Raw genomic sequence first — 26,197 nt, 5'->3', positions numbered from 1 at the left:
GGGTTTAGAAGTTCAGTTTTATTCCAAGGTTACATCTTACCCCATAATATTCCACCTGTTCAGGACGGTCTTCATTTTGTCCGAAATGATAGATCAGAGGTTTATTGAGGATGTTATTGATATCCGCATACAGACTCAGATGTTTAGTAAACTGGTAAGAACCTCCGAAGTCCAGGCTGCTGTATTTACCATAATAAGAGTCATTAGTATCGTCTTCAGCATATTCTACAGCGTACTTTCCTTTATAATTATAAGCAAGTCTTGCATTGAAGCCTTTTTTCTCAAAGAAGAGTTGTACGTTATAGAGTTCTTTGGCCTGATAAGGAAGTTTTACCTTTCTTCCGCTTGGCTTCTCCATTTCTGAGGTCATAAAAGTTGCATTCACCTGGGCTCCAAAATACTGAAGGAAGCCTGGAAGGAAATCAAACCTCTTGTTGATCCCAAGTTCAATACCTCCCAGCCATGCAGCATTTCCATTGTTTGGAGCTGTAAACTGGACACCATTGATCCCGTTATAATTTCCAATGAATGAATCCTGGAAAATAGGATCTGTAATGGATTTATAGAAAACACCACCGCTCAGGATCCCTACATTGGAGAAATAATATTCTCCCATCAGATCAAAGTTTAATGAATATGTTGGATTAAGGTTGGGATTTCCTCCCTTGAATTCATTATCCGCTTCACTATACGTTCCTCCCGGAGTAAGGTCTCCGAAGTTAGGTCTGGAGAAAGTTCTTGTGGCAGCAAAACGAAGATTCGTTTTATCGTTTAATGTATACTTTACATGGATCATGGGAAGAACTGCCAGGTAATTTTTAGTATTTTCAACAGGGGTCAGTACATCATCGATCACGCTGTAGCCCTTTACCTTGGTATTGGTGTTGGATAATCTTATTCCTCCTAAAACGGTAATCTTATCATTCACTTTATAGGTTGCCATTCCAAATGCATCAGCATGTTTCTCCAGAACATCAAAGTTTCTTCCTAACGCTTTATTATATTCTAAAGCCTCGGAATCAGCGGTGTTGATTTTCAGGTTTTTTTGATTGTCAAACCAGAACTGATTCATTCCTGAGGTAGAAAGTACCGGACCGAAAGTGTTTCCGATGTGTGCATTCATTTCACTGAGATACTTGGTTCCGTTCGGTTGTGAAGTAATGAATTGAGAATAATCTGCTAAAAGAGGAGCTGCTCCGCCGTTCCATGTGTAAAAAATATCTGAAAACCTTGCATTACGTTCTTTATCCCTGTACTTAAAACCATATTTCAGGGTCAGTTTATCAGAAGCATTAATCTCATGGTTAAAGGCTGCAACAATCTTGTCTTTTTCCTGAACAAAGACTTTGTAAAATTCAAGGTCTGTAAATTTCATTTGTGAAGCATCCATTTTAAAATTAGGATCACTGTAGAAACCAAATAAGGCATCAGGATTTTTGTAATCCAATTTTCCACCATCGGCTTTCCAGTAGGCTCTTGGACCATTCCCATGATCAGAAATATAATCAGGATTGATTCCTACTCCGGATTGGGTATACTTGATGACATAATAAGAATTGTTCTGTTTGTCAGGGATATTCCCATACTTGAACTGATTGTCGTAATAAGAAAGATCCCAGTCGATTTTTCCTTTATTTAAATTATGAATTCCCCCTAATGAAACAGAGGTAAGCTCTGTGATCAGTAAGTTGTGGATATTCTGAAGTTCTACTCTTGCCGTATTATTGGTACTGCTGAATTTATCAAAGCGAACCCTGTGTTTATAATGTGTTTCATCATCAGACAAGGTTCCGTACATTCCTTTTACGTAGATGGTATTTTTTGGGGAAAGAACATATTCAAAGGCAGCATTAATTCCGGTTGTCTTCCTTACGCCGTTGTAATCGCGAAGCTCCATTCTGAAGACCCCTTCGTCACCACTTCTTCTCGCTTCAAAATTGTCAGTAGACCAGTTTCTGATGAAATGGGCAAAATTGAATAAGTATCCGAATTTTTTATCCTTTGTTCTTCCGCCATACAAAAGGCCGATATTATAAACTCCTTTATCCGCTTTGGCATTATAACCGCTTCCCAATGTTGCTTTAAACTCTGTTTTCATGGGAGGAGTTTTGGTAATGAAATTAACACCCCCGCCAATTCCATCTGCTTCCATATCCGGGGTAAATGACTTATTGACATGTACATAAGAGATTAGCTCTGTGGGGAAAAAGTCAAATGCCGTAGCTCTGGAGGTTGTTTCTTCCTCTGCGGTGGGAAGCCTGTTTCCGTTGATGGTCGTGGAAGCCCAGAAGGGAGGAAGTCCTCTTAATGAAACAAATCTTCCCTCTCCCTGGTCTCTTTCGATAGAGACTCCCTGTACGCGCTGTACGGTTTCTGCAGCATTTCTATCCGGAAGTTTTCCAATTCCATCTGATGCAATGACATTGGTGATATTGATCGCATTTTTCTGAAGATTTAAAGCTCTTGCTTCCGTATTTTTCAAAGTACCGGTAACCACAACTTCATCAATATTTTTTCGGGGCTGAGAAAGTATAACGGTTCCTAAATCTACAGTTTGATCAGGCTTTAGTGTAATAATGATATCTGCTGTTTCATATCCTATGTAGGTAATTTGTAAATTGTACTGACCTTCTTTAATATCATTGATCGTAAATTTTCCATCAATATCAGTCGTTATATTTTTAGATAGACCTTTTATTTTGACAGTGGCACCGGGAAGGGGCTGGGTGTTATCAAGAACAGTTCCTATAATAAGCTGCTTTTGTGCTGAAACAGAAGTGACGATACAGACAAAAGCAAGGGTTAGTAATTTCTCTAAATTTGTTCTCATTTTTACATATATTAAATTTTTTATGCAAATCACGCTAATAATTTTAATATATATAAATATTTGATATTAAGTATTGTTTAATAAATCAAGGCTGTTTGTTACTTCTATTTTACCTTAAAAATATTTGTATAAAAGAATATTTTGATTTAATTTTTATATTAAATTGTTTATTTTAAGGTGTTTATGAGGCTGTTTTGATGTTTTTGTTTAATTTTTGAATGGAGTGTGGGAAGGGCGTTTTTGATTAACATTACGTTCATTTTACCCAAAATAAGAAAACTAAAAGTTTACAAATAGTAAACTTTTGCTTGTCAACTTTAGAAGTTGAAAGAACAAAACGGAGAATGGGTTAGGGTACAAGCTTATATAACCTCGGAAGAAAATGGAGGATGGGATGTAAAGAGAAAGCATTTCCACCTTCACTTCTTTACAATATCAGAAACAGAAGATAAGGTTTTGTGCTATATGAAGTTGTGAAAATCTATGCAGTATAAAAATAAAGAACCAGCATTACGCAGCTTTCATTGCTGATGCTTACGGGTACATGTGGAAACTTTCCGTTAAAATATAAAGAATCACCTTCTTTTAAAATGATTTCTTCATTATCAATAACATATTTTACTTCTCCTTTCAGGACGAATTTGAACTCCCAGGCATCTGTGATCACCTTTTCTCTTTTAGAATTAGGTTCAAGAGTCAGCAATACCGCTTCAAAGCCTAAAGAATGAAGACTTTTACTGAAGATATGCATGTATTTAAAACCTTCAGCTTCCACTTCTTTTTCTATGAGCTGCTGGCTTTCTTTCGGCACGTAAATGAATTTTGCATGGGATTTTTTCTCTACCCCTTCAAAGAAATAGCTTGCATCAATTTCCAAAGACTGGATGAGGTCAAGTAACACCGGAAGAGAAGGTATTGTTCTGCCGTTCTCGATTCTGGAAACAAGACCATTGCTTACATTGGCTTTGAATGCCAGTTCATTAATGGTTAAATTATTCTTTTTTCTAATATCCTTTAATCGCTTACCGATACCTATTAAAAAGTCATTCATGCTGTATTCAATTTAACCTGGAATTATTTTTCGTCATTATATGAAAAACAAAGGTAGTATTATTCTATATAGGTTGGATAAGGAAGAAGCTCAATTCATTTAAAATTATTATTGAGGACAGAAGAGCAATTTTGGGATGAACAAAATTTGCCTATTTTTGTAAAACTCGTTATTTCATTTATGAAAAAAATTATTCTTATCGAAGACGAAACCAGTGTGGTGTCTTTTATTAAAAAGGGACTTCAGGAAAACGGATATGAAATTTCTGTCGCTTTTGACGGGCGTACCGGAGTACAGCTGGTTCAGGCAAATGATTTCGATTTGGTGATTTTAGATATTATGCTTCCGGAAATGAATGGGCTGGATGTCTGTAAGGAGATCCGGAAAACCAATCAGAGCGTTCCTATTCTGTTTTTAACTGCATTGGGGACTTCTGAAAATATTGTGCTGGGGTTAGAAAGCGGAGGAGATGATTATCTGGTAAAGCCGTTTAAATTCATTGAGTTGGTAGCCCGTGTGAAATCTCTGTTAAGAAGAAGCAATAACAACGGACCGCAGGAGACGGTTGAGCCGGAACCGGATAGTGAGCATGTTTTTCAGTTTTCTGATCTTATCGTGAACGACTATACAAAAAAAGTGACCCGTGGAGGGGAGGAAATTACGCTTACCTCTACTGAATATAAATTATTACTCTATTTCCTTACGAATCCCGAAAAGGTGATTTCAAGAGCGGAAATTCTGGATGCGGTATGGGGTGTTAATTATGAGCTGGGAACCAATGTGGTAGATGTCTATGTCAATTATTTAAGGAAGAAACTGGACAGCCAGGATGATAATAAGTTGATTCATACAGTAATAGGAATGGGGTACGTCCTGAAAAAATCTTAATGAATGTTTAATAAAGTGATCACAAATCAGACCAAAACAATGGTGCTTTTAATGTTGGTTTTTACTGTCATTATATTGCTTTTCAGTGGCTTGGTTTATTTTTCGATCGTTAATTTTTCACATCAGAGATTTTATGAGCTGCTGAAGATCCGTACAGCAACCATTGTACAGATAGAAAAAAGCAAAGACCATCTTGACCTTCCGGAGAATTATGTCCTGAGTAGCCTGAATGATGAAGAGCTGCCTATGGAAAAGGATTATGTTTTTGCTGTCCCTACAGATTCCAATTTCAAGAAGATATCCCAGGAAGTTCATATTCCATCTTATTTTTTTAAAAATATTATCAAGCAGGGGGAGGCTAATTATAATGATAAGGAATTCTATTATATCGGGCAGACTTTCAGGTATGACGATAAAGACTATATCGCTATTGCTTCTGCCAAGAACCATTATGTGGTCTATTATCTTGGTTTTTTAAAAAGAACACTGCTTACCTGTATTGTGCTTTCTTTATTCTTCAGTATGATCTTCTCTTTTTACTTATCTAAGACATTGTTCAGACCGATCTTAAAAATTACAGGAAAAGTAAAAGAAATAAGCTCTGAAAACCTTCATTTAAGATTGGAGTCTCAACCGGACAATAAGGAACTGAATGAGCTGGTAGATACCTTCAATGATATGCTCAACCGCATTGAGACCTCTTTTGAGACCCAAAACCATCTGATTGGCAATGTCTCCCATGAACTGAGAACTCCACTTACTTCCATTATGGGAGAGGCGGATGTAGCACTTTCCATCAACAGGTCAGCAGAAGAATATAAAGAAACGCTGGAAATTATCCTGGATGAAGCCGAAAAACTGGATAAAAAGATCAAAGCTTTATTAATGATCGCCCAAACCGGGTTTGACGGTAAGATCCAGAAAATGGATAAGGTAAGAATTGACCAGCTGCTGTGGGATGTGATTGAAACGCTAAGAAGAATAGATTCCAGGAATAATATCTATCTCGATATCAGTATGCTCCCTGATAATCCTAAAAAACTGAAAGTACAGGGGAATGAACAGTTGCTGCATCTTGCAGTGGCCAATATCATCAGTAATGGCTGTAAATATTCTAATTTCCAGCAGGTAAAAGTCTCTTTAGGAGCCACGGATACAGATGTCTATATCATTGTAAAGGATAATGGAATCGGGATTCCGGAGGTAGAAATGAATAAAATCTACGATCCGTTCTTCAGGGCTTCCAATACCAACAATTATGAAGGCTATGGAATTGGGCTTCCATTGGCGAGAAATATCGTAAGAATGCATCACGGTGAGCTGATTGTAAGCTCGCACGAAAATCAGGGAACTACGGTTCAGATGCGTTTCCCTAATTTCTACAGCACACAGCAGGAGGGCACTTAATCCCTCAAATTATTCAAAGTATACAAGTTGGATATATAATAGACTGAATATCATTTATTTACGCAAAATTACTGTTTTGTTTTTTCCCCACATTAATTTCTCTTAACAATTTTCTAATCTCATTTTAATCTCTTTAATCACATTTTAATTCCGTTCCAAAGGTCTTCTAATTTGGTCGTTCTAGTTTTGTATCATCAAAAAAGATAAACACAAAACAAAATAATAAAGAACATGACTAAAACAATTTTAATTGCAACGGATTACTCTCTTGAGTCATTAAACATACTGAAAAAAGTGCTGAAAGAGAAAGAAGCTTCGGAAGATCAAAACCAATATGATATCCTGCTTACATCAGGATATGATTCCGGGGATTCTATCAGAGATCTTTTATTCAATACCAAGACATCTATTTTCAATAAGATCAGGCCGGCAGAATTTTGCGATGCTTATGGGATCGTGAAGAATAAATATCCTCATCTGGTCAATAAAATCATTTGTGATGTTTTTACAGGAAGCTTTCAGAGAACATTCAATCAGTACGTGAGCGCAGAGAATATAGAAGAAGCTTATTATTCTTCGTCTATTAAGAGCAAGGGTAAAGGAAAGTTTGATCTTATTCCTTATATCAAGAATTGCAAAGACCTGAAGTCTCATGAAATTGCCGTTGAGGTTAGAGAAAGGCTTCCGGAAAGAGGAAGGCTTGCAGAGATCTTTGTAGAGGTCTAAAATAAACACAAACTAAAAAAATAAAAAAATGTTAAGAAATTATAGTAACAGCAGGACACTGGGGGATAATATCAGATTGGGGACGCTGACTGCATTTACAGCAGGTACTATAAATATAGCATCCCTATTAATATTTCTCTCTTTTACATCGAATGTAACGGGACATTACGCTGTGCTGGCAGCAGAAATCAGTAAGGCAAACTGGGCGCAGGTTGGAGTCGTAGCTGGATGGATCTTTTTGTTCTTCTTCGGAAGCTTTCTATCCAATTTTATTGTCATCAACTTCAATAAAAAAAGTAAGTATTTTGCCCATTCAATGCCTATTGTATTGGAGATTATATGTCTTCTCTTCGTAGGCGTATACGGACAGTTTTATTATCAGAAAACACTGGAAGAAACAGAATATCTGGTGGCATTGATGCTTTTTGCTACAGGGCTTCAAAATGGTTTGACGGCCAGTATCTCAAACTTTTCAGTAAAAACAACCCACCTTACCGGAACAACTACCGATCTGGGAATCCTGGTTTCTATGTTTACTCAAAAAAAATACAGAAAAAACGGGGAGCTGATCGGAAGGGCAAAATTACTCTTGAGTATCATGGTTGCCTATGTATTGGGAGCAGTATTCTCAGGACTTACCTATTATTATCTGGAATTCAGGGTGTTTTATGTTATCAGCCTGTGTCTTTTAATCGTGATCGGATATGATGCATATAAAATTCATGTAAGACATTTTAATACCAAGTATAGATATAACAGGATTTATAAAAAACCCAACCTTCTGGCTTATCTGTATGAGAAGATCCACGGGATTCCAGGAAGAGAAAAGAAAAGAAAGCTCGCTTTTGAAGACTGAATGTGGAATGATAAATAAATATCACTATTAATTTTTTTTGTATAAACTAGCTGTGAATCAATCCTCTATTTGTGTAAAAACAATAGGGGATTGTTCTATTCAAAAAACCGCTGTAGTGAATGGTTTGAGGCTCAGTCTTTAAAATGCTGCATTGTTGAAATGTTGATAATTAAATATTAATTCCCTCTTTTAATGTTTTAATTCCCAATTTCATTGTCTATTTTTGTAAGTTGATTTACGTTTTTTTATGTCAGATATTATTCAACTTTTACCGGATCATGTAGCTAATCAGATTGCAGCAGGAGAAGTGGTGCAGAGGCCTGCATCCATTGTGAAGGAGCTTTTGGAGAACGCTATTGATGCAGATGCTTCAAAGGTCGAACTGATTCTCAGGGATGCCGGGAAGAACCTGATACAAGTAGTGGATGACGGAAAAGGAATGTCTGAAACAGATGCCAGAATGGCGTTTGAAAGACATGCCACATCCAAAATCAGGGGAACGGAAGATATCTTTAAGATTGCTACAAAAGGATTTCGGGGGGAAGCATTGGCTTCTATTGCCGCGGTTTCTCAGGTTGAGCTAAGAACAAAACAGAAAAACGCATCCATCGGAACCAATATTTACCTTGAAGGTGGCGTTTTCCAATTTCAGGACCCGATACAAACGGCAGACGGATCGAATTTTCTGGTAAAAAATCTATTCTACAACGTTCCTGCCAGAAGAAAATTTTTGAAAAATAATAATATTGAATTCAGACACGTAATCGATGAATTTCAACGTGTTGCATTGGCGCATGAAGGCTTGGAATTTTCATTATTCCATGATGATGAGCCGGTTTTCAAACTCAGAAAGGGAAGCCAGATGCAGCGTATTGTAGATATTTTCGGAAGAAAACTGCAGCCCCAGCTGATTCCTATCAAAGAAGATATTATCTGGTGTAAGCTTCACGGATTTGTAGCGAAACCGGAAGGCGCCAAGAAAAACAGAGGAGAACAGTTCCTTTTTGTGAATGGAAGGTATTTCAAAAGCCCTTACTTCAATAAGGCCGTTCAGGAAGCTTTTGAAGGATTGCTTTTACCGGGATATGTACCTTCATTTTTCCTTTATCTGGAGCTTGATCCTGAAAAAATAGATGTTAATATCCATCCACAGAAAACTGAGGTGAAGTTTGAAGATGAGCATCTTATTTTTGCTTTACTTCGTTCCACGATAAAAAGATCTTTAGGGATTTATAATGTTTCTCCAAGTCTTGATTTTGACAGAGATCCGGATTTAGACGAAATGATGAATAAGCCTATTCCCAGTAAAGGGAACGGTGGCGGAGGAGTGATAAAAATGCCTGAAATTATTGTTGATAAAGACTATAATCCGTTTTTGGAGGAGAAAAATATAGTGCTTCCGGAGGAGATTCAGAATCTTACAGAAATGTACAGCCAGAATATCACGGCAGAACCTTCCAAAATCAATTTATTTGAAGATGAAGATTTCGATGAAGATCTGATGAGGCTCCCGAACGGATACTGGGTTTTCAATAAAGGTGATATGACTCTGATGCTGGATCTTGGAAGAATGCACAGGCTTGTGGTTTCTGAAAATAATAATAAATCAACATCAAAGAAATCCAATACCAACAGTCATGCCCTCCTGTTTTCTCTGGAGTACCACATGAACGAAATAGAAAAGAATAAATATAATTCTATCAAAAAATATCTTCCGGAACTCGGGTTTGACATGAAAATTGCTCATGAAAGTGTACTGAGAATAGATTCACTTCCCGAAGGGCTGAAAGAAACACAGGCTATGAAGTTTCTGGAGAACCTTTTTGAGATCCTGGAATATAAGACAGAAGAAGAATTCATGCAGTATTATCAAAACCAATGGGCTAAAATGCACTCGAAGTCAAGATTTGACTTCCTTTATAAAAAAGATGCAGAACAGCTCATCAAAGATTTTACCGCATTAGGATTCCCTGAGTTTTTGCCGGACGGAAAAAGATGTTTCTATGAAGTTCCGTTTAATGATTTTAAAAACAAATTTTAAAAAAGATGTTTAACAATATACCACCGATTACAAGAAATCTTATCATTATTAATGTTATTGTTTATTTGATATCCAATTTCTTGTTTTTTAATTTATACGATACACTTTCGGGGTTTTATCCCTTTTCTCCCAATTTTAAATCCTGGCAGGTCATCACACACATGTTCATGCACGCACCTTTTGCAGAGCCGGGTGGATTAATGCATATTTTATTCAATATGTTTACTTTATTCAGCTTTGGGCCAATTTTGGAACAAACATTGGGTGAAAAAAAATACTTGATATTGTATTTTGCAAGTGGGTTAGGGGCTTTTTTCTTATTTAACCTTTGGAACTTTGTTGAGGCCCAGCAGATTATTTCAGGCTTACAAAGTTTGGGATTAAATGCTTCTGAAATTTATCCTAAAGCTGCTCTCGATTACTCAGGAGATTCGAGAATTAGTGCTAAAACGGCTGAGGGGCTAGCATTATCAAGAGAGTATTATGGGTTATTAAAATCACGTATGATGGGAGCTTCGGGAGCAATTTTTGGAGTAGTGGCTGCATTTGCAACGCTGTATCCGGATTCGAAAATTGGAATAATGTTTATTCCTGTTCCTATTAAAGTAAAGTATCTGCTACCTATTATTGTTGTCGTTTCCATATATCTGGGTGTTTCAGGAAATGGAGGAGGTATTGCCCACTTAGCTCACGTTGGAGGTGCTTTGGTAGGGTGGCTGCTGGCGAGAAGCTGGAGAAAACATTTATACAGATTTAACTAAAGCCGCTTTGTGAAAATTTTTCGACTTATCATCCTGATTCTGCACCTGGGAATTTTGTTCCTTTTACTGGGTTCTTTACTGAATGCGTATGTTCCGCCTAGGATATTTCCATGGTTTAATTTGCTGTCATTAGGATTTCCTATTCTGATGATTGTTTATATTCTGATGACTGTTTTTTGGATATTCAGCTGGAAGAAGAGAGCCTTTGTGTTCATGCTGGTAGGATTGATTTTTATTAATCCAGTCAAAAGAATCATTAATTTTTCTTCTGATAAAAAAGAGAAGGCAGCTATTAAAATAGTTTCCTTTAATGTGAAGGGGGGAATTATGGGGAAAGAGGAGATCGGAAAGTATTTAAAATCTCAGGAAGCTGATGTGATACTCTTACAGGAAGGCAGAGGAGGTGACTTTCCGTACCTTGAAGAGTATAAGAGAGTGAATTTTTCCGGAGTGGGAACAATCCTTACTCAACATAAAGTCTTGAATACTAAAGAACTGGATTTTCCTGAAAAAAGTGAAATTCCACCGGCTGTGCAGGCTGATATCGAGATAAAAGGAAAAGTATACCGGTTTATTGATGTTTATCTTCATCCTTTTAAGTTTGAAAGAGAGATGGTGACCCTTAATGGGAATTCTGATGCCAATGAGCAAAAGATGAAAGATATTGTAAAAAGACTTATTCCTACTTTTAAAATCCACCAAAAGCAGGTTGAGCTTATTAAAAATGCCGTTGAAAGCTCGCCATATCCTGTTATCCTGGCAGGAGATTTTAATTCGGTTCCCAATTCTTATGAATATTATCATTTATCATCAGGACTTGAAGATGCATTTCTGAGTGCCGGAAAAGGAAGCGCTACCAGTTTCCACGATTATAAATTTCCCATAAGAATTGATTACATTTTTTCTTCTCCATCTGTGAAGGCTGTTTCCTATGTGGTAGACCGTTCTGTCAGTTTTTCAGATCATTATCCTGTCATTTCTGAGTTTTCTTCAGACAGTAAATAATCATAAAAAAAGTTAAAATATAGGTGCTTGGTAGGGTTTTTGCTTAAAAAAATACGTACCAAGACCGTTTTTTCATGAAGTCGAATCAGATACTGCTATTTATACATATTGTTATTGCTGTTTTATTGCTCTGCACATTGGGAAATGCATGGGTTCCTCCAAATATTTTTGGGAACCTTAATCTTCTTTCTCTGGGTTTCCCATATCTGATGTTCGCGTATCTTATTCTTACGGTGGTATGGATTTTTAAAAAGCAAAAAGTAGCAGTAGCCTTTGCTTTGGGAATCTTTCTATTTTACAATCCAATAAGAAGATGGGTTAATTACACTCCGAAAGTAGAGAATGTAAAGACAATAAGAGATATCAAAGTTCTGACATTTAATGTAAAATATGGGGATTATGGATGGGACAAGATAAAGGATTATATTAAAGAACAAAATGCCGATATTATCCTGGTACAGGAAAAAGATACCAACCGTGCACTAAGACAGGATCTTGTAAAATACCCTTCAGTTATTCTTAAAACAAAACATAAGATTGTAAGACAGGCCGAAATCATTGAAGAAAAAGCAAGAGGTAATTCTTTCTATGCAGATATAGATATCAACGGAAAAATTGTAAGAATTGTCAATGTATACCTGGAGCCGTTCCGCCTTCATAAATCTATGTTTACAAAGCTGGATGCCTTTGGGGCAGGTAACATCTCTGCTCTTCTTTCCCATATGATTCCTACTTTTCAAGCCCATGAGGACCAGGTGAAGAAAATAAGAAAGATAATAGACCTTTCTCCTTATCCTGTTATTTTAGCAGGAGATTTTAACTCTGTTCCCAACTCTTATGAGTATTATAATTTGGGAAAAGATCTTCAGGATGCCTTTTTGGTTGCAGGAAAAGGAAGTGCAAGTAGTTTTCATGACTATAAAGTACCATTGCGAATAGATTATATCTTTACTTCAAAATCAATCATTCCTTTAAGCTATAAGGTAGATCATTCTGTGAAATTATCGGATCACTATCCTGTAATTGCAGAATTTCTACTAAATTAGTTCCATGAAAAATTTACTTTTTGCGGCTTTTATTTTGGTCATTTTGTTCATAGCGTGTTCTAAAAAAGAATCTGCGGGCTTTGGAGCCGAACAAGAGGTTAAAATACAGTATGATACTACAGCCGTAGATTCATTTTCAACGGGTGCTGTTTCAGTAGATATTGCCAGAAAGATAAGAATGTCTTCTCCGCAGTATCTGGACTCCGTAAAACAGGTTAAAAAGCTTCAGGAAGAAGAAAAGAAACTTAAAGAAGAGCTTGATAAGGAAGCCAAAAAGAAACTGGAGGAAGAGAAGAAGAAAATAGATGCTGAAAAGAAGCAAAAAGTTTCAGAAACACCCTCTGCAGCCGATACCAAAACCAAAACAGAATAAAAAACATCATTTAAAGTATACAATATGAAAAAAAACATCTTAGCAGCATTGGTGATCTCAGTATTCGCCATGGCTTGCACAAAATCGACGACAAAAACGGAACAGGTAGAAAATTCTGACGGATCAGTGACCACCACCACAACTACCACTACAGAAACACCTTCTGATATTGTTGATAGTTCAAAAGTCAACAAAACAAAAGAAGACATTAAAACAAAGGTAGACGAGGCCGGAAATAAGATTGATAACGCTGCCCAGAAAGCGAAAGATAAGATTGATGCCACGGCCGATAAAACCAAACAGGATCTTAATAAGGTAGGAAAGGATATTAAAAGCGGGGTACAGGAAGCAGGAAAAGATGCTAAAGATGCCGCGAGACAAGGAGCTTCAAAAGTAGAAGACGCTGCCAAAAAAGTAAAAGAAGATTTAAGTAAATAAAAAAAACCGCAGTTCACTGCGGTTTTTTTATGTTGTGTCCCGTTCTGAAAAAATTCTACTTATTCAGTTCCAGTAACGGATCTATATATTCTCTGTCATTGCTCAGTCTTGGTACTTTATTCTGACCTCCAAGCTTTCCTTTAGATTCCAGCCAATGATAGAATAAGTTGTGCTTGGCAATGTGAACCACCGGTCTTTTCAGTGTTATATTGTTGTATCTTTTAGCTTCGTAATCCGAATTGATGGTCTTAAGATGTTGATCAAAAGCATCTATAAACTGATCCAGATTATCAGGATGATGGCTGAACTCAAAGATCCATTCATGGGCTCCGCTTTCATTCTCTTTCATGAAAACAGGGGCTCCGGTAAAGTCTGTAACCTGAGCGCCAGTAGCTTCGCATGCTCTGGAGAGGGCAGATTCTACATTCGTAATCATTAGTTCTTCACCGAATGCATTGATATAATGTTTTGTTCTTCCCGTTATTTTTATTCTGAAAGGATTAATCGAGGTGAAGACTACCGTATCACCAATCAAATACCTCCATAGTCCACCATTGGTTGTGATCACCATGGCGTAGTTTTTACCAATTTCAACATCTTCAAGGTTCACTACTTTCGGATTGGAAAAATGGAACTGGTCCATTGGAATAAACTCGTAAAAAATGCCATAATCAAGCATAAGAAGCATTTCATCGCTGTCTGATCTGTCCTGGATACCAAAGAAGCCTTCCGAAGCATTGTATATTTCGTAGTAATTGATGTTTTTTCCGATGATATTGCGGTATTGCTCCCGATAGGGCTTAAAACTGATTCCACCGTGAAAAAACACCTCTAAATTGGGCCACAGCTCTGAGATACTGCCAACCTCTGTTTCCTTCAATACCCTCTGCAGGAGAACCATCATCCAGCTGGGTACTCCAAGGATGCTTCCTACATCTTCATTCTTCACTTCCGAAGTAATGGCTTTTAATTTACTTTCCCACTCAGACATCAGAGAAACTTTCTTACTGGGGGTTGTTGTGATTTCAACCCAAAAAGGAAGATTATCAATAAGAATGGCAGAGAGATCTCCAAACTTGGTATTAAAATCTGCATAGAGCTCGGAGCTTCCCCCCAAACGGAGATTCTTATTGGTGAAAAGCTGATTTTCAGGATGATTGTTTGCGTAAATAGAGACCATGTCTTTTCCTGCTTTCATGTGACAGTACTCAAGACTTTCTGCTGAAATAGGAATGAATTTACTCTTGGCGTTGGTGGTTCCTGAGGACTTGGCAAAATGTTTAATAAGGCCTGGCCAGCTTACGTCTTTATATCCCTGTCTTGCTCTTTCAATATAAGGTTCAAAGTCTTCGTAGGTGACAATCGGAACCTTATTTTTAAAGTCCTGATAACTCGAAATGGAATTGAATCCATGTAGTTTACCATATTCTGTATCTTCTGCATGAAACAGCTGAGAGAACAATATGCCCTTCTGGGTCTCAATGGGATGATCCATAAAATTTTGTATCTGATCTATCCTTTGACGGATAAACCAGTTAACTACAGTATTGAAAAGTGCCTTGGTTGCCATTCCAACAAATATAATAATATTTGATTTTTCAGAGAATTTTTTATGATGTTAAATAAAAAAACCGTTACAAAATGTGTAACGGTTTGCTTTTTAGCTTATTTGTTTCTTAGCAATACTCATCATAAGCAGCCTGAAGGTTAGCGGCAATAGCCCCTGCAGGGTTCCCTTCAATGTGGTGTCTTTCCAGCATATGAACTAATTCTCCATCTTTAAAAAGAGCAACACAAGGAGAGCTTGGTGGGAATGGAGCAAGGTGTTTTCTTGCTTCTACTACAGCTTCAGTATCAAATCCTGCAAAAACAGTTGTTAAGTGGTCTGGCTTTTTATCTCCTGTTAAAGAATATACTACACCAGGTCTTGCTGCTCCTGCAGCACATCCACATACTGAATTGATTACTAATAATGTAGTTCCTGACTGCTTTAACGCTTCTTCTACCTGAGAAGGAGAAGTTAAATCCTGGAAACCTTTATCTGTAAGTTCAGCCTTCATAGGCATTACTAAATCTGTTGGATACATATATTTTGTTTTTTATCGCTACAAAGTTAAACAATTCTTTACGTTTGATCAATATATAATAACTATCGCTGGATTAGTCATATAAAATTAATGTAATATTAATATTTCAACAATATTTGAAAAAAGATGAATTTAAAATAGGAATAATAAAATATTTTTATTAAATTTGAAATGATTCTGAAAAAACAAACGACCATGAAAAAAACAATTACGGCTTTCCCTCAGGCTAAGAAATTATTTAACTCGGTATAAATCGCAGTTAAATCTTCTTTTTTTCAGTTTAAATTGAGCTGAATAATAAACTTTTAATATCCAAAAAATGAATCCCGGGACTGTAGAGTTCCGGGATTCTTTAATCAAATCGATATGCAAAGGTTGAATATCCTATAGTTGTGAGAATTCACTTGCCAGACTCCGGGATATACCCAAAATCCGTACCCGGAATTCTGTTATGAAAGAAGCTTTTTAACCATCTCGGAAATACTTTTTCCGTCAGATTTTCCGGCTAATGCTTTTGAAGCAGCTCCCATTACCTTTCCTAAATCCTTAATAGATTCGGCTCCGGTTTCAGAAATAATAGTTTTAATTTCTGTTTCTAATTCTTCAAGAGAAAGTTGTTTTGGTAAAAATTTCTCAATGACTTTCATCTGTGCATCTTCTACTTCTGCCAGATCTTGTCTGCCCTGAGCAGTAAACTGTTCAAAAGAATCTTTACGCTGTTTGATCATTCTCTGAAGGATCGCAATTTCCTGTTCTGCAGAAACTTCAGCCCCTCTGGCTTCCGTTTTCAGAAGAAGAATTTGAGATTTTACAGCACGGAGAGAGTCTAAAGCAACTCTGTCTTTTTCTCTCATAGCTGTTTTTATAGCTTCGCTAATTATATTTTCTAAACTCATGTTGATATGCTTTTGGCTTTTGGCAATTGGCTATTAGCTTTTGGATATGGCTAGCAGCCAGTTGCCATTAGCATTAATCTACGTCTTTATTTAAAAACCTGTTTTCCTTGATTTGCATAGACCCGTTGTTATCAGACAGATAGGTGTTGATGTTCTGGTCTGATGCATTCGTTCCGTCAATTGAAATATTTTTTCTCTTGAAAGCAGGAATAGACTCAAATTCACTTGTGCTGTCAAAACTTTGGTAACGGGAATTGAATTCTTTTAATTTATTTCTTCTTTCAAAAATTCTTTCCTGATCCACAGCTTTATTGACGAAAGTGAATTCTGATTCTTCAGATTTTGGAGTTTCAATTTCTGTCTTTGTTTCCGCCTTTATTTCTTCCTGTTTCTGGAAGAAGGTTTCGATCTTTTGTGCAGGTTCAGCTACAGCACTGGTAGGAGCATTAAACTCCGCTTTAGGCTGTCCAAAGTCTGTCTTTGGCTCGTTTCTGCTGGATTCATTGACAAAGAAATTGAATTCTACAGGTTTTTCCTCAGAGAAAGAATTGTTAAACGTACTTCCAGACTGAGGTTCCTCTTTTTTATTTTCAAAATCAAAAGAGAAAGACTGGATCTCCAAATCGTTAGGATCTTCATTCTCTTCATCAATTGAAAATAAGCTGAAACCGTCCTGGTCATTTTCTTCTTCATTTCTCCAGTTTTGCTCAGGAGTGTTCAGAGTATCTTCTTGTCTGTCAGCGAATTTTATTTCCGTTTTAATCTCCTCTTCTTCAATAATCATTTTTTTTTCGATAGATGTAGCCCCGAACTGTGGAGTATCGTGGTCTTCGTCATCTAATCTAAAAAGATTTTTTCTGCTAAAATCATGTGATGCCTCAGGAGCCGTTTCTCTTTCTTCTCTGGTTTTGAAAGGGGAAGACTTTGGAGCATCATAATTGTCATTAAGACTGATTCTGATCTTTTCTGTAGGGCCTGCAAATTTTTTGTTGTCATTAGAAAACCCTGTAGCGATTACAAGAACACTTACAGCATCTCCTAATTCTTCATCAGCACCCACTCCAAAGATGATATCAGCCGTATTTCCGGCTTCTTTCTGGATGTGGTCCATAATGATACCGATTTCATCCATGGTTACTTCTTCTGCACCACTTCTGATCAGCAATAATACATTTTTAGCACCTGTAATCTTATTGTCATTTAATAACGGAGAATCAAGAGCTTTTCTTACTGCTTCTTCAGCTTTATTTTCACCTGAAGCCGTACCTGTAGACATCAGCGCCGTACCGGAGTTCTGAAGCACAGATTTAGCATCTCTAAAGTCAATGTTTACATCAAAATAACCGGTAATAACTTCCGCCATTCCTTTTGCAGCATTGGCTAAAACTTCATCCGCTTTTGAGAATCCCTGTTTGAATCCAAGGTTTCCGAACTGCTGTCTTAGTTTATCATTGTTGATCACAATTAATGAGTCAACATTATTCTTTAATTTGTCAAGACCGTTTTCGGCCTGATCCAATCTTCTTTTTCCTTCAAAGCTAAAAGGAACAGTAACGATACCCACTGTAAGAATCCCCATGTCTTTTGCTACTTTAGCAATGACAGGAGCAGCTCCGGTACCTGTACCACCACCCATTCCGGCAGTAATAAACACCATTTTAGTGTTCTGTCCCATAGCCGCCTTAATATCTTCAATACTTTCTATTGCAGATTTTTCTCCCACTTCGGGGTCGGCACCAGCTCCAAGACCTTCTGTAATGGTAGTTCCTAACTGAACTTTATTGGCAACAGGGTTATTATCTAGAGTTTGAGCATCCGTATTACAGACCACGAAGTCTACTCCGTGAATCCCTTTTTCGTACATGTGTTTCAGGGCGTTGTTTCCTCCGCCACCTACACCGATTACTTTTATGATCGATGAATTTCCTTTTGGTAAATCAAATGAAAATCCTTGTGTACCTATATTTTCCATAACTATTTTTTTTACAATTGATGAATGATGAGTGATGGCTGATAAATCATTTATCATTGATCATCTATCATTGATAACTTATTCTACTTCTTCAAAGAATTTTTTTACTTTTTCCATAAGCGACTGCCCAAAAGTCAGTTTTGCTCTTCTGTTTTCTCTCTGTTCGTTGGCTACAGGTTGCTCCTGAACGATGGCTGCCTGAGGCTGAACCTGTTGAACAGTTTCTGCCTGTGGAGCCGTTTTTTCAGCCTGAGGCTGTTCATGGGCAACTTCTTCCATTTCATCAGCCGTCTGTTTTTTGTCTCTGATCTTTAAACTCTCCATCAATAACCCGATAGAAGTAGCAAATTCAGGGCCTTTCAGATACTGATTTTTATCGTTCGCAATATATTCATTCGCAAAACCGATTCTACTGTCGAAACCTGTGGTATAATTGGCCAGCTGACGAAGGTGTTTCAAATTTGAACCCCCACCTGTAAGAACAATTCCGGCAATCAGCTTTTTCTTTTGTTCAAAAGCACCGTAAGCCTTCAGCTCTGTGTTTACCATTTCCAAAACTTCTTCTACCCTTGCATTGATAATCTGTGCTAAGGTTTTTAAAGAAATTTCTTTATCCGGTCTTCCGTGAAGTCCGGGAATTGTTACAAAAGTACTGTCTTTTTCCAATTCGGGAACAGCCGAACCAAATTTTACTTTCAGTTGTTCTGCATGTTTCTCGATAATTGAGCAGCCTTCTTTGATATCTTCTGTAATAATTCCACCTCCGTATGGAATCACACACGTATGACGAATAATATTATCTTTAAAAATAGCGATATCGGTAGTACCACCACCAATGTCAACGATAGCTACACCAGCTTCTTTTTCTTCTTTGGTAAGAACAGCTTCTGACGATGCTAGTGGCTCCAAAGTAAGAGCTTCCATTTCCAGCCCGGCTTCACGGACGCATCTTGCAATATTTCGGATGCTTCCCATCTGTCCTACTACAACATGGAAGTTAGCTTCTAAACGTTTTCCGTGCATTCCGACAGGCTCCTGAATTTCACCTTCGGAATCCACTTTATATTCTTGAGGAAGTACATGGATTATTTCTTCTCCAGGAAGCATTACCAGTTTCTTGACCTGATCTTTTAATGCTTCAATGTCATCATCTGTAATAAATTTATCCGGATGTTCACGCATAATATAATCTGAGTGCTGCAGAGAACGTATGTGTTTTCCTGCAATACCTACCGTTACTTTACGGATAGGAACTCCTGCACTGGATTGTGCTTCGGATACTGCAGCCTTGATTGAATTAATGGTTTGTGAAATATTATTCACAATTCCTTTATGAACACCAAGACTTTTAGCTTTTCCTACACCGAGAACTTCTATTTTCCCATGTGCATTCCGTCTTCCGACAATCGCAACAATCTTTGTTGTTCCGATGTCCAGACCTACTGAATACTCTTGATTTTCCATTTTTATATCGATTTGATTTTTTCTACTTTTTTCCATTATAGGATATCTCCTATTTTGTGTTAAAATGTCCTTTGGGGACTTTTATTCTATTTTCACCTTTGATTTGGGCTTAGGCTTGGACTGTACCGGAGCCTGTGTTTTTTTCTCTGTTTTTGTCTTTTCTTTTGCCTGTGTTTTGGGTTTTGTGTTTTCCTTTGGTTTTGATGAGTTCGTTTTTTTTGGTTCAGCTATTTTGGGTTTAGCGTCCGTTTTCTTAGCGATAGCTGTTAGCGACGGCGCTTTTGCCAGTTCAAGTTTTCCTGCTTTCAGAAGACTGTCGTTTTCTTTAAAATAAGGATTTAAAGTGGTCACAATCTGGTTCTGGTATTTTACAGAAATCATACTGTATTTTTGAGGGTCCTGATAGACCAGGTATTTTTCCACAAACGTTTTAAACCCTCTTACTTTAAAATCTATATTATCTAAATCTCCGATTTCCACTCTATAATTTCCTTCGCTTGTCAGGAGATTATAGCTGTCTTTATATTTTGAAATTCCAATAAAATACTTTTTACTGAAATCATCTTTATCAATTTTTTCAACCAGCTCTGCCAGTTTTTCATATTCATCCGGCTGAATATTACCGGTTACCAGCATGCAGGGGTGAGAATAGGTTTTTGAAATAGGAAACTCTATCCCTTTTTCATCTACATAAAAGTCTTTTCCATCTTTATTTAGCCTGAAGACAGGAACCCTCTGCTTGATATCCAGGTTAAGCTTACCATTTAAGTTCAGATATACATTGGCGCTGTCAACAGCGGGCAGAGCATTGATCTTTTTTTCCAGTGAAGGAATATTGAGTTCACCTACTTTTCCCGATGGATTTTCTTTTTTTACAATCTCCCGGATATCTTTTTCATCAACAAAGTAAACCGGAGTTCTTTCGCTCATTTTTACAGAAATTTTATTGTCACTAATCTGTTGATTACCGAATCTCTTCAACGAGAAACTCAGTAACAACCCAAGGATGATTACGGTGACAACAATTTTTAATATTCTGTATTTATTTTTCATATTTCCTGTACAGTGTAAAAAGTACAATGTACTTACGTATTTTATTTACTAATCTCTTTATCAATAATTCTATACCTGTACTTTTTACATCGTACTTTGTACAGAGTTTAACCACTCACAGATAGGGTCATACAGGGTATCAATATTTCCTGCCCCTACTGTAAGAAGGATATCAAAATCCTTTTCTTTTATTTTTTCAAAAGCAGCGGATAAAGCCGATACTTCTTTATTCTCTAAATGTACTTTTTCCAGCAGCCAGCTTGACGTGACACCTTCAAAGTTTTCCTGAAGTTCTCTTGCGGGATAAATATCCAGCAAAATCAATTCATCTGCCTGGCTCAGGCTTTCCGCAAATCCGTCTGCAAAATCTCTTGTTCTGCTGAACAGGTGCGGCTGGAAGACAACTAATAGCTTTTTATCAGGGTAAAATGTTCTGATAGAGCTTATTACAGCATTTGTTTCTGTAGGGTGGTGGGCATAATCATCAATATAAATTTTGCCGTTTTGATAAAAATGCTTAGTATATCTTCTTTTAATTCCCTTAAAATTAGCAATAGCCTTTTTCAGCGTATCAAAATCTGCGCCCAAATTGTGAAGAATAGCCAATGCCACGGTAGCATTTTCCACATTATGGATTCCCGGGATTTCCCAGACAAAATCTTTTACTGTTTCCGTTGGGGTATGAAAATCAAAATAGATTTTATCATGATCCATACGCAGGTTGTCCGAATAATAATCAGCAGGTTCATTTACAGCATAAGTCTGATGTCCTCTGCCTATTTCTATCCCTTTTCTTACAAAGAGTTTTTTATCTTCGGGAACCAATGCTGCAAACTGTCTGAAGCCTTCTTCAATATGGCTTTTATCACCATAAATATCCAAATGGTCAGCATCGGTGGACGTTACTACGGCCCAGTCCGGGGACAGGTTCAGGAAGCTTCTATCGTATTCATCGGCTTCTACCACAGAATAAGTGGAACCATTGTACAGGAAGTTGGACTTGAAATTTTCAGAAATACCTCCCAAAAAACATGAGAAAGGCAGATCCGCTTCTTTGCACAAATGCGCCACAAGGGTAGAGGTTGTCGTCTTTCCGTGTGTCCCTGCTACTGCGATACAATCTGTATTTTCTGTAATCAATCCCAAAACTTTAGCCCGTTTCAATACTTCAAACTGATTTTGGTTGAAATAATCCAGAATCCCAAGCGTCTTAATAGCCGGAGTATAGATGACCAACGTGTCTTCTTTGTGAAGGGAAGTTATCCTTTCATCAATAAGGTCTTCAAAAACAATATCAATGCCTTCATTCATCAGGTTTTGAGTAAGTTTGGTATTGGTTTTATCATATCCCCATACCTTTTTACCGGATGCATGGAAATAACGAGCTAATGCACTCATTCCGATACCTCCGATTCCAACGAAGTAAAAGTTTTGATATGTTTCTAATTTCTTCATTTTTTGTCTTAATGTAGCCGGTACAAACTATAATGTACTTTTCCTACTTTTTACAGTTTATTAAATATTTCATCTACAATCTCTTTTGCGGCATTAGGCTTGGCAAAATATTTCAGATTGTCAGACATTTCTTTTCTTACACTTTCATTTTCGCAGATCTCTGATAAAACATTCCAGAATTTTTCCTTCATTTCAGAGTCTTTTACCATTCTGGCTGCATTTTTTTCAACCAGATTCATGGCATTCTTCGTTTGATGGTCTTCCGCTGCAAAAGGGAAAGGAACCAATAGCACCGGTTTTTGTGCTACCGCCAGTTCTGATATGGCGATCGCTCCGGCTCTGGAAACAATAATATCTGCCGCAGAATAGGCCAGCTCCATGTCTTTGATGAATTCAAGGATCTGAATATTTCTGGTATCAACGTCTTTTGTTTCCTCTATAATATCTTTATAATCAAGCTTACCTGTCTGCCAGATCAGCTGATAATCTTTGTTTACGATTTCATTTAAATGAGACTTCCAGGCATTATTTAATGTTCTGGATCCTAAAGAACCTCCTACAGACAGAATGGTAAGTTTGTCCGGATTCAATCCCATTTTCTCTTTTGCCTGAGCTGTTTCCTGCATTCCTGAAATAATAGCCGAGCGGATCGGATTACCCAGAAATTTTATTTTTTCTGCCGGAAAACCTTCTACTTTTGGATAGGCTGTAAAGACAGCTTTGGCTTTCTTACTTAAAATCTTATTGGTCACTCCTGCATGGGCATTCTGTTCCTGTATGAAGATGGGAATTCCCATTTTACTTGCTTCATAAAGGGCAGGGCCACTGGCAAAACCTCCGGTTCCCACTGCAAAATCAGGAGCAAAGGCTTTGATGATTTTCTTGGATCTGGATAAGCTTTTCAGAATCTTGAAAGGCAGTCCCAAATTGGATAACAGGTTTCCTCTGTCGATTCCGGCGATATCAATTCCTTCTATTTTGTAGCCAGCCTGAGGAACCTTTTCCATTTCCATTTTTCCGTTGGCTCCAATGAACAAAAATTCTGCATCAGGAAATCTTTTTTTGATTTCATCAGCGATAGCGATAGCCGGGAAGATGTGTCCTCCTGTTCCTCCGCCTGATAATACTATTTTTAATTTTTTGTTCATATTGAATAGGACTTCGTCCGATTTTTTATTAAATGATCCCTTTGGGACTCTTGGTTTACGCGATATCGTTTATTTCTGCTATGCTTTGTTTTTTGCCCATTCCTTCTTCATCATAAATCTGTATTCTCGAGCTTATATTGAGGATAATTCCTAACTGCAAATAGGTAACGAGCATTGATGTTCCTCCGTAGCTTATTAGTGGCAGAGGCTGTCCTGTTACTGGGATCAGATTCACTGCTACGGCAATATTTACGGCGAGCTGTATAAAAATCATTACCCCGAGACTGAGGACGAGCAACGATCCGAAGAAGGCCGGCATCTTGCTGGCTATCATTACAATCCTTATCATCATGATGAGATAAAGGCTGATGAGGAAAGCGGCCCCAATGACACCATATTCTTCTACAATGACGGCAAAGATAAAATCGGAAGCAGACTGCGGAAGCATTTGCTTTAATGCGCTTTTTCCAGGTCCCATTCCGGTAATTCCACCGTGTACGATGGCTGCCTTTGCCTGCATTACCTGATAATTTTTTGCTTTTACACTTTCATCATCGGTATCTGCAGATTTTGCCTTGCTTGAAGTAAAGGTTTCTACACGGCTCATCCATGTGTGAACACGGTTTCCTCCAATCATATTGGTGTTTAAAGCAATCAACAGAAACAGCACTATAGCAATAAACGAAGCCGAAATAAAGCCTGCAATATACTTCCAGTGAAGCTGTCCGATAACCAAAACAACGACAGAAACCATTAAGATCATTAATGCTGTAGATCCGTTATCTTTCGCAACAAGTACAAAAACAAGAAGAATAGGCCCGAAAATATACATGATATTTTCTATCGGAAGTCTTTCTCTTGTTATTTTTTTTGTTAAATACCGGCACAAATAGATAATCAGCATTAAAAAGGCAAATGATGATGGCTGGAATGAGATGGGGGTTCCTGGGATTTTCAGCCATCTTGAGGCGCTGGCCCCATCAATGGTCTGACCGGTAAACATGGTAACCACCAATAAAACGATCATCAGACCGAGTAAAATACTGCTGAGCTTTCCGATGTATTCATATTTTACGGTTCCTACCAATCTCATGATTCCTAATCCTAAGACTACAAAGAACATATGTTTGATAACGTGACCGGTAGTGGTCCCGTTATTAACGATGTATTCCAGATTTGAACTAGCAGAGTATACCGGGAAAATAGAGAAAATGGAGATCACAAGAATGACCATCCAAAGTACTTTATCGCCCTTTAGAAATTCAAATCTGCTTTCTGTGTTCTGTTCGTCCATATTTAATGCTATTGGCTTTTGGCTAATGGCCATTGGCTTTTAATACCTGCTCTTTAAATTGGTTTCCTCTGTCTTCATAGCTTTTGAATAAATCAAAGCTTGCACAGCATGGTGATAGTAGGACGGTATCGCCTTTTTTCGCCAGTGATTTTGATATTTCCACTGCTTTTTCCATGCTTGAAGTATCATAAATAAATTCTTTTTTATCTTTAAAGAAATCTATAATCTTCTTATTGTCAATTCCTAAGCAAACAATTGCTTTTACTTTTTTCTTAACTAAATCCTCAATTTCGGTATAGTCATTTCCTTTATCTAATCCCCCTACAATCCATACGGTTGGGGTTTTCATACTTTCCAAAGCGTAATATGTGGCATTGACGTTGGTGGCTTTACTGTCATTGATGTATTTAACGCCATCAATTTCAGAAACAAACTCCAGTCTGTGTTCTACTGCCTGGAATGTCATTAATGAGTTTCTTATGCTTTCATTGTTGATTTCCAATATTTTACCAGCTATTGATGCTGCTAAGCTGTTGGCAACATTATGGTTTCCCATCAGCGATAATTCTTCAATTTTCATTGAGAAATCATCCTTTACTTTTACGACGATGCTGTCATCATTGATAAAACCCCCTTCAGATAATTTTTCCTTTGTTGAGAAAGGAATCATTTTGGCTTTTATTTCAAGCTTTTCAAGAAGGTTTTTGCTCATTTCATCATCCTTGTTATAGATGAAGAAATTGTCATTTTCCTGATTTTCAGCAATTCTGAATTTTGCTAATGCATATTCTTCATAATTGTAGTTATACTGATCCAGGTGATCCTGGGATAAGTTGAGCAATAAAGAAATATAAGGTCTGAAGTTCTGGATATCATCCAACTGGAAAGAGCTTACTTCCAGTACATAATATTCATAATTTTCATCGGCTACCTGTTTTGCAAAACTGTACCCGATATTTCCTCCCAACCCTACGTTTAATCCGTCATTTTTCAGGATATAGTAGATCAGAGAGGTTGTTGTTGTTTTTCCGTTGCTTCCGGTAATAGCAATGATTTTTGCATCTGTAAATTCAGAAGCAAATTCAATTTCAGAAGAAAGTCTTATTCCTTTCTCATGAATTTTATAGATAATCTCAGCCTTTTTAGGAATTCCCGGGCTTTTTACGATCCAGTCTGCATTGAGAATTCTTTCTTCATCGTGCGTTCCTTCTTCAAATTCAATTTCATTTTCGGTAAGAAACTGCTTGTAATTATCTTTAATGACTCCTTTGTCTGAAAGAAATACTTCCAAACCTTTCTTTTTAGCCAAATATGCAGCTCCGCATCCGCTTTCTCCTCCTCCTAAAACAACTATTTTCATATTCTTTTTTTGTAAGATGTAAAATGTAAAAATGTATTAACGTAAT

Annotated in this window: 22 protein-coding genes; 10 read left to right on the top strand and 12 right to left on the bottom strand. The window is 37.3% G+C overall.

Features of this window, described 5'->3' with window-relative positions; all coding sequences use genetic code 11:
* Nucleotides 1–4 precede the first annotated feature (4 nt).
* Nucleotides 5–2,830 carry a TonB-dependent receptor gene (locus tag JML65_RS13930; RefSeq protein ID WP_202271182.1) on the bottom strand — a complete coding sequence of 942 codons (2,826 nt, stop codon included), beginning with the start codon at nt 2,828–2,830 and terminating at the stop codon, nt 5–7.
* A gap of 481 nt (nt 2,831–3,311) precedes the next feature.
* Nucleotides 3,312–3,881 carry a helix-turn-helix domain-containing protein gene (locus tag JML65_RS13925; protein WP_047489807.1) on the bottom strand — a complete coding sequence of 190 codons (570 nt, stop codon included), beginning with the start codon at nt 3,879–3,881 and terminating at the stop codon, nt 3,312–3,314.
* Between the two features lie 180 nt (nt 3,882–4,061).
* Between JML65_RS13925 and JML65_RS13920 the strand changes: the two genes are divergently transcribed.
* The 10 genes from JML65_RS13920 to JML65_RS13875 all read left to right on the top strand — a co-directional run bounded on the left by JML65_RS13920 (nt 4,062) and on the right by JML65_RS13875 (nt 13,422).
* Entirely contained in the window at nt 4,062–4,769 is a 708-nt protein-coding gene (locus JML65_RS13920; protein ID WP_047489805.1) for a response regulator transcription factor, read from the top strand.
* Nucleotides 4,770–4,772: 3 nt separating this feature from the next.
* On the top strand, nt 4,773–6,176 hold the full coding sequence (locus tag JML65_RS13915; protein WP_202271181.1) for a sensor histidine kinase: 1,404 nt from the start codon (nt 4,773–4,775) through the stop codon (nt 6,174–6,176).
* Nucleotides 6,177–6,407: 231 nt separating this feature from the next.
* Nucleotides 6,408–6,902 carry a hypothetical protein gene (locus JML65_RS13910; protein WP_202271180.1) on the top strand — a complete coding sequence of 165 codons (495 nt, stop codon included), beginning with the start codon at nt 6,408–6,410 and terminating at the stop codon, nt 6,900–6,902.
* A gap of 28 nt (nt 6,903–6,930) precedes the next feature.
* Nucleotides 6,931–7,758, top strand: coding sequence for a YoaK family protein (locus JML65_RS13905; protein WP_047489795.1), 828 nt, complete (start codon nt 6,931–6,933; stop codon nt 7,756–7,758).
* Between the two features lie 247 nt (nt 7,759–8,005).
* Nucleotides 8,006–9,799 carry a DNA mismatch repair endonuclease MutL gene (gene mutL, locus JML65_RS13900; protein ID WP_047489792.1) on the top strand — a complete coding sequence of 598 codons (1,794 nt, stop codon included), beginning with the start codon at nt 8,006–8,008 and terminating at the stop codon, nt 9,797–9,799.
* Nucleotides 9,800–9,804: 5 nt separating this feature from the next.
* Complete coding sequence (locus JML65_RS13895) at nt 9,805–10,560, top strand: rhomboid family intramembrane serine protease (protein ID WP_047489789.1); 756 nt, start codon at nt 9,805–9,807, stop codon at nt 10,558–10,560.
* Nucleotides 10,561–10,569: 9 nt separating this feature from the next.
* Nucleotides 10,570–11,565, top strand: a complete 996-nt coding sequence (locus tag JML65_RS13890) for an endonuclease/exonuclease/phosphatase family protein (protein ID WP_309946037.1) — start codon at nt 10,570–10,572, stop codon at nt 11,563–11,565.
* 74 nt (nt 11,566–11,639) lie between these two features.
* Nucleotides 11,640–12,611: an endonuclease/exonuclease/phosphatase family protein gene (locus tag JML65_RS13885; RefSeq protein WP_202271179.1), complete on the top strand. Its 972-nt coding sequence runs from the start codon at nt 11,640–11,642 to the stop codon at nt 12,609–12,611.
* Between the two features lie 4 nt (nt 12,612–12,615).
* Entirely contained in the window at nt 12,616–12,984 is a 369-nt protein-coding gene (locus tag JML65_RS13880) for a hypothetical protein (RefSeq protein WP_202271178.1), read from the top strand.
* 24 nt (nt 12,985–13,008) lie between these two features.
* Complete coding sequence (locus JML65_RS13875) at nt 13,009–13,422, top strand: hypothetical protein (RefSeq protein WP_202271177.1); 414 nt, start codon at nt 13,009–13,011, stop codon at nt 13,420–13,422.
* A 55-nt stretch (nt 13,423–13,477) separates the two neighbouring features.
* Here the strand turns inward: JML65_RS13875 and JML65_RS13870 are convergent, their stop codons facing one another.
* From JML65_RS13870 to murD, 10 genes are all read right to left on the bottom strand, one after another.
* Complete coding sequence (locus JML65_RS13870; protein WP_202271176.1) at nt 13,478–14,992, bottom strand: GH3 auxin-responsive promoter family protein; 1,515 nt, start codon at nt 14,990–14,992, stop codon at nt 13,478–13,480.
* Nucleotides 14,993–15,098: 106 nt separating this feature from the next.
* Nucleotides 15,099–15,509, bottom strand: a complete 411-nt coding sequence (locus JML65_RS13865) for a BrxA/BrxB family bacilliredoxin (protein ID WP_047489771.1) — start codon at nt 15,507–15,509, stop codon at nt 15,099–15,101.
* 449 nt (nt 15,510–15,958) lie between these two features.
* Nucleotides 15,959–16,405, bottom strand: a complete 447-nt coding sequence (locus JML65_RS13860; protein ID WP_202271175.1) for a GatB/YqeY domain-containing protein — start codon at nt 16,403–16,405, stop codon at nt 15,959–15,961.
* 73 nt (nt 16,406–16,478) lie between these two features.
* A complete protein-coding gene (gene ftsZ, locus JML65_RS13855; protein ID WP_084087144.1) occupies nt 16,479–18,377 on the bottom strand; it encodes a cell division protein FtsZ in 1,899 nt (632 codons plus the stop codon).
* 78 nt (nt 18,378–18,455) lie between these two features.
* On the bottom strand, nt 18,456–19,841 hold the full coding sequence (gene ftsA, locus JML65_RS13850) for a cell division protein FtsA (protein WP_084087146.1): 1,386 nt from the start codon (nt 19,839–19,841) through the stop codon (nt 18,456–18,458).
* Between the two features lie 81 nt (nt 19,842–19,922).
* Complete coding sequence (locus JML65_RS13845; protein WP_047489763.1) at nt 19,923–20,894, bottom strand: cell division protein FtsQ/DivIB; 972 nt, start codon at nt 20,892–20,894, stop codon at nt 19,923–19,925.
* A gap of 84 nt (nt 20,895–20,978) precedes the next feature.
* The gene (murC, locus tag JML65_RS13840) at nt 20,979–22,349 is read right to left on the bottom strand and encodes a UDP-N-acetylmuramate--L-alanine ligase (protein WP_047489761.1); all 1,371 of its coding nucleotides are present in this window, start codon (nt 22,347–22,349) and stop codon (nt 20,979–20,981) included.
* A gap of 50 nt (nt 22,350–22,399) precedes the next feature.
* A complete protein-coding gene (gene murG / locus JML65_RS13835; protein ID WP_202271174.1) occupies nt 22,400–23,497 on the bottom strand; it encodes an undecaprenyldiphospho-muramoylpentapeptide beta-N-acetylglucosaminyltransferase in 1,098 nt (365 codons plus the stop codon).
* A 55-nt stretch (nt 23,498–23,552) separates the two neighbouring features.
* Entirely contained in the window at nt 23,553–24,791 is a 1,239-nt protein-coding gene (locus JML65_RS13830; RefSeq protein WP_084087150.1) for an FtsW/RodA/SpoVE family cell cycle protein, read from the bottom strand.
* Nucleotides 24,792–24,813: 22 nt separating this feature from the next.
* On the bottom strand, nt 24,814–26,151 hold the full coding sequence (gene murD / locus JML65_RS13825) for a UDP-N-acetylmuramoyl-L-alanine--D-glutamate ligase (protein WP_047489756.1): 1,338 nt from the start codon (nt 26,149–26,151) through the stop codon (nt 24,814–24,816).
* Between the last annotated feature and the right edge of the window lie 46 nt (nt 26,152–26,197).

The sequence above is a fragment of the Chryseobacterium sp. KMC2 genome (genome assembly GCF_016756935.1).
Lineage (GTDB): Bacteria > Bacteroidota > Bacteroidia > Flavobacteriales > Weeksellaceae > Chryseobacterium > Chryseobacterium rhizosphaerae.
The sequence above is the reverse complement of the archived record's forward strand: the minus strand, read 5'-3'. Positions and strand labels throughout refer to the sequence as shown.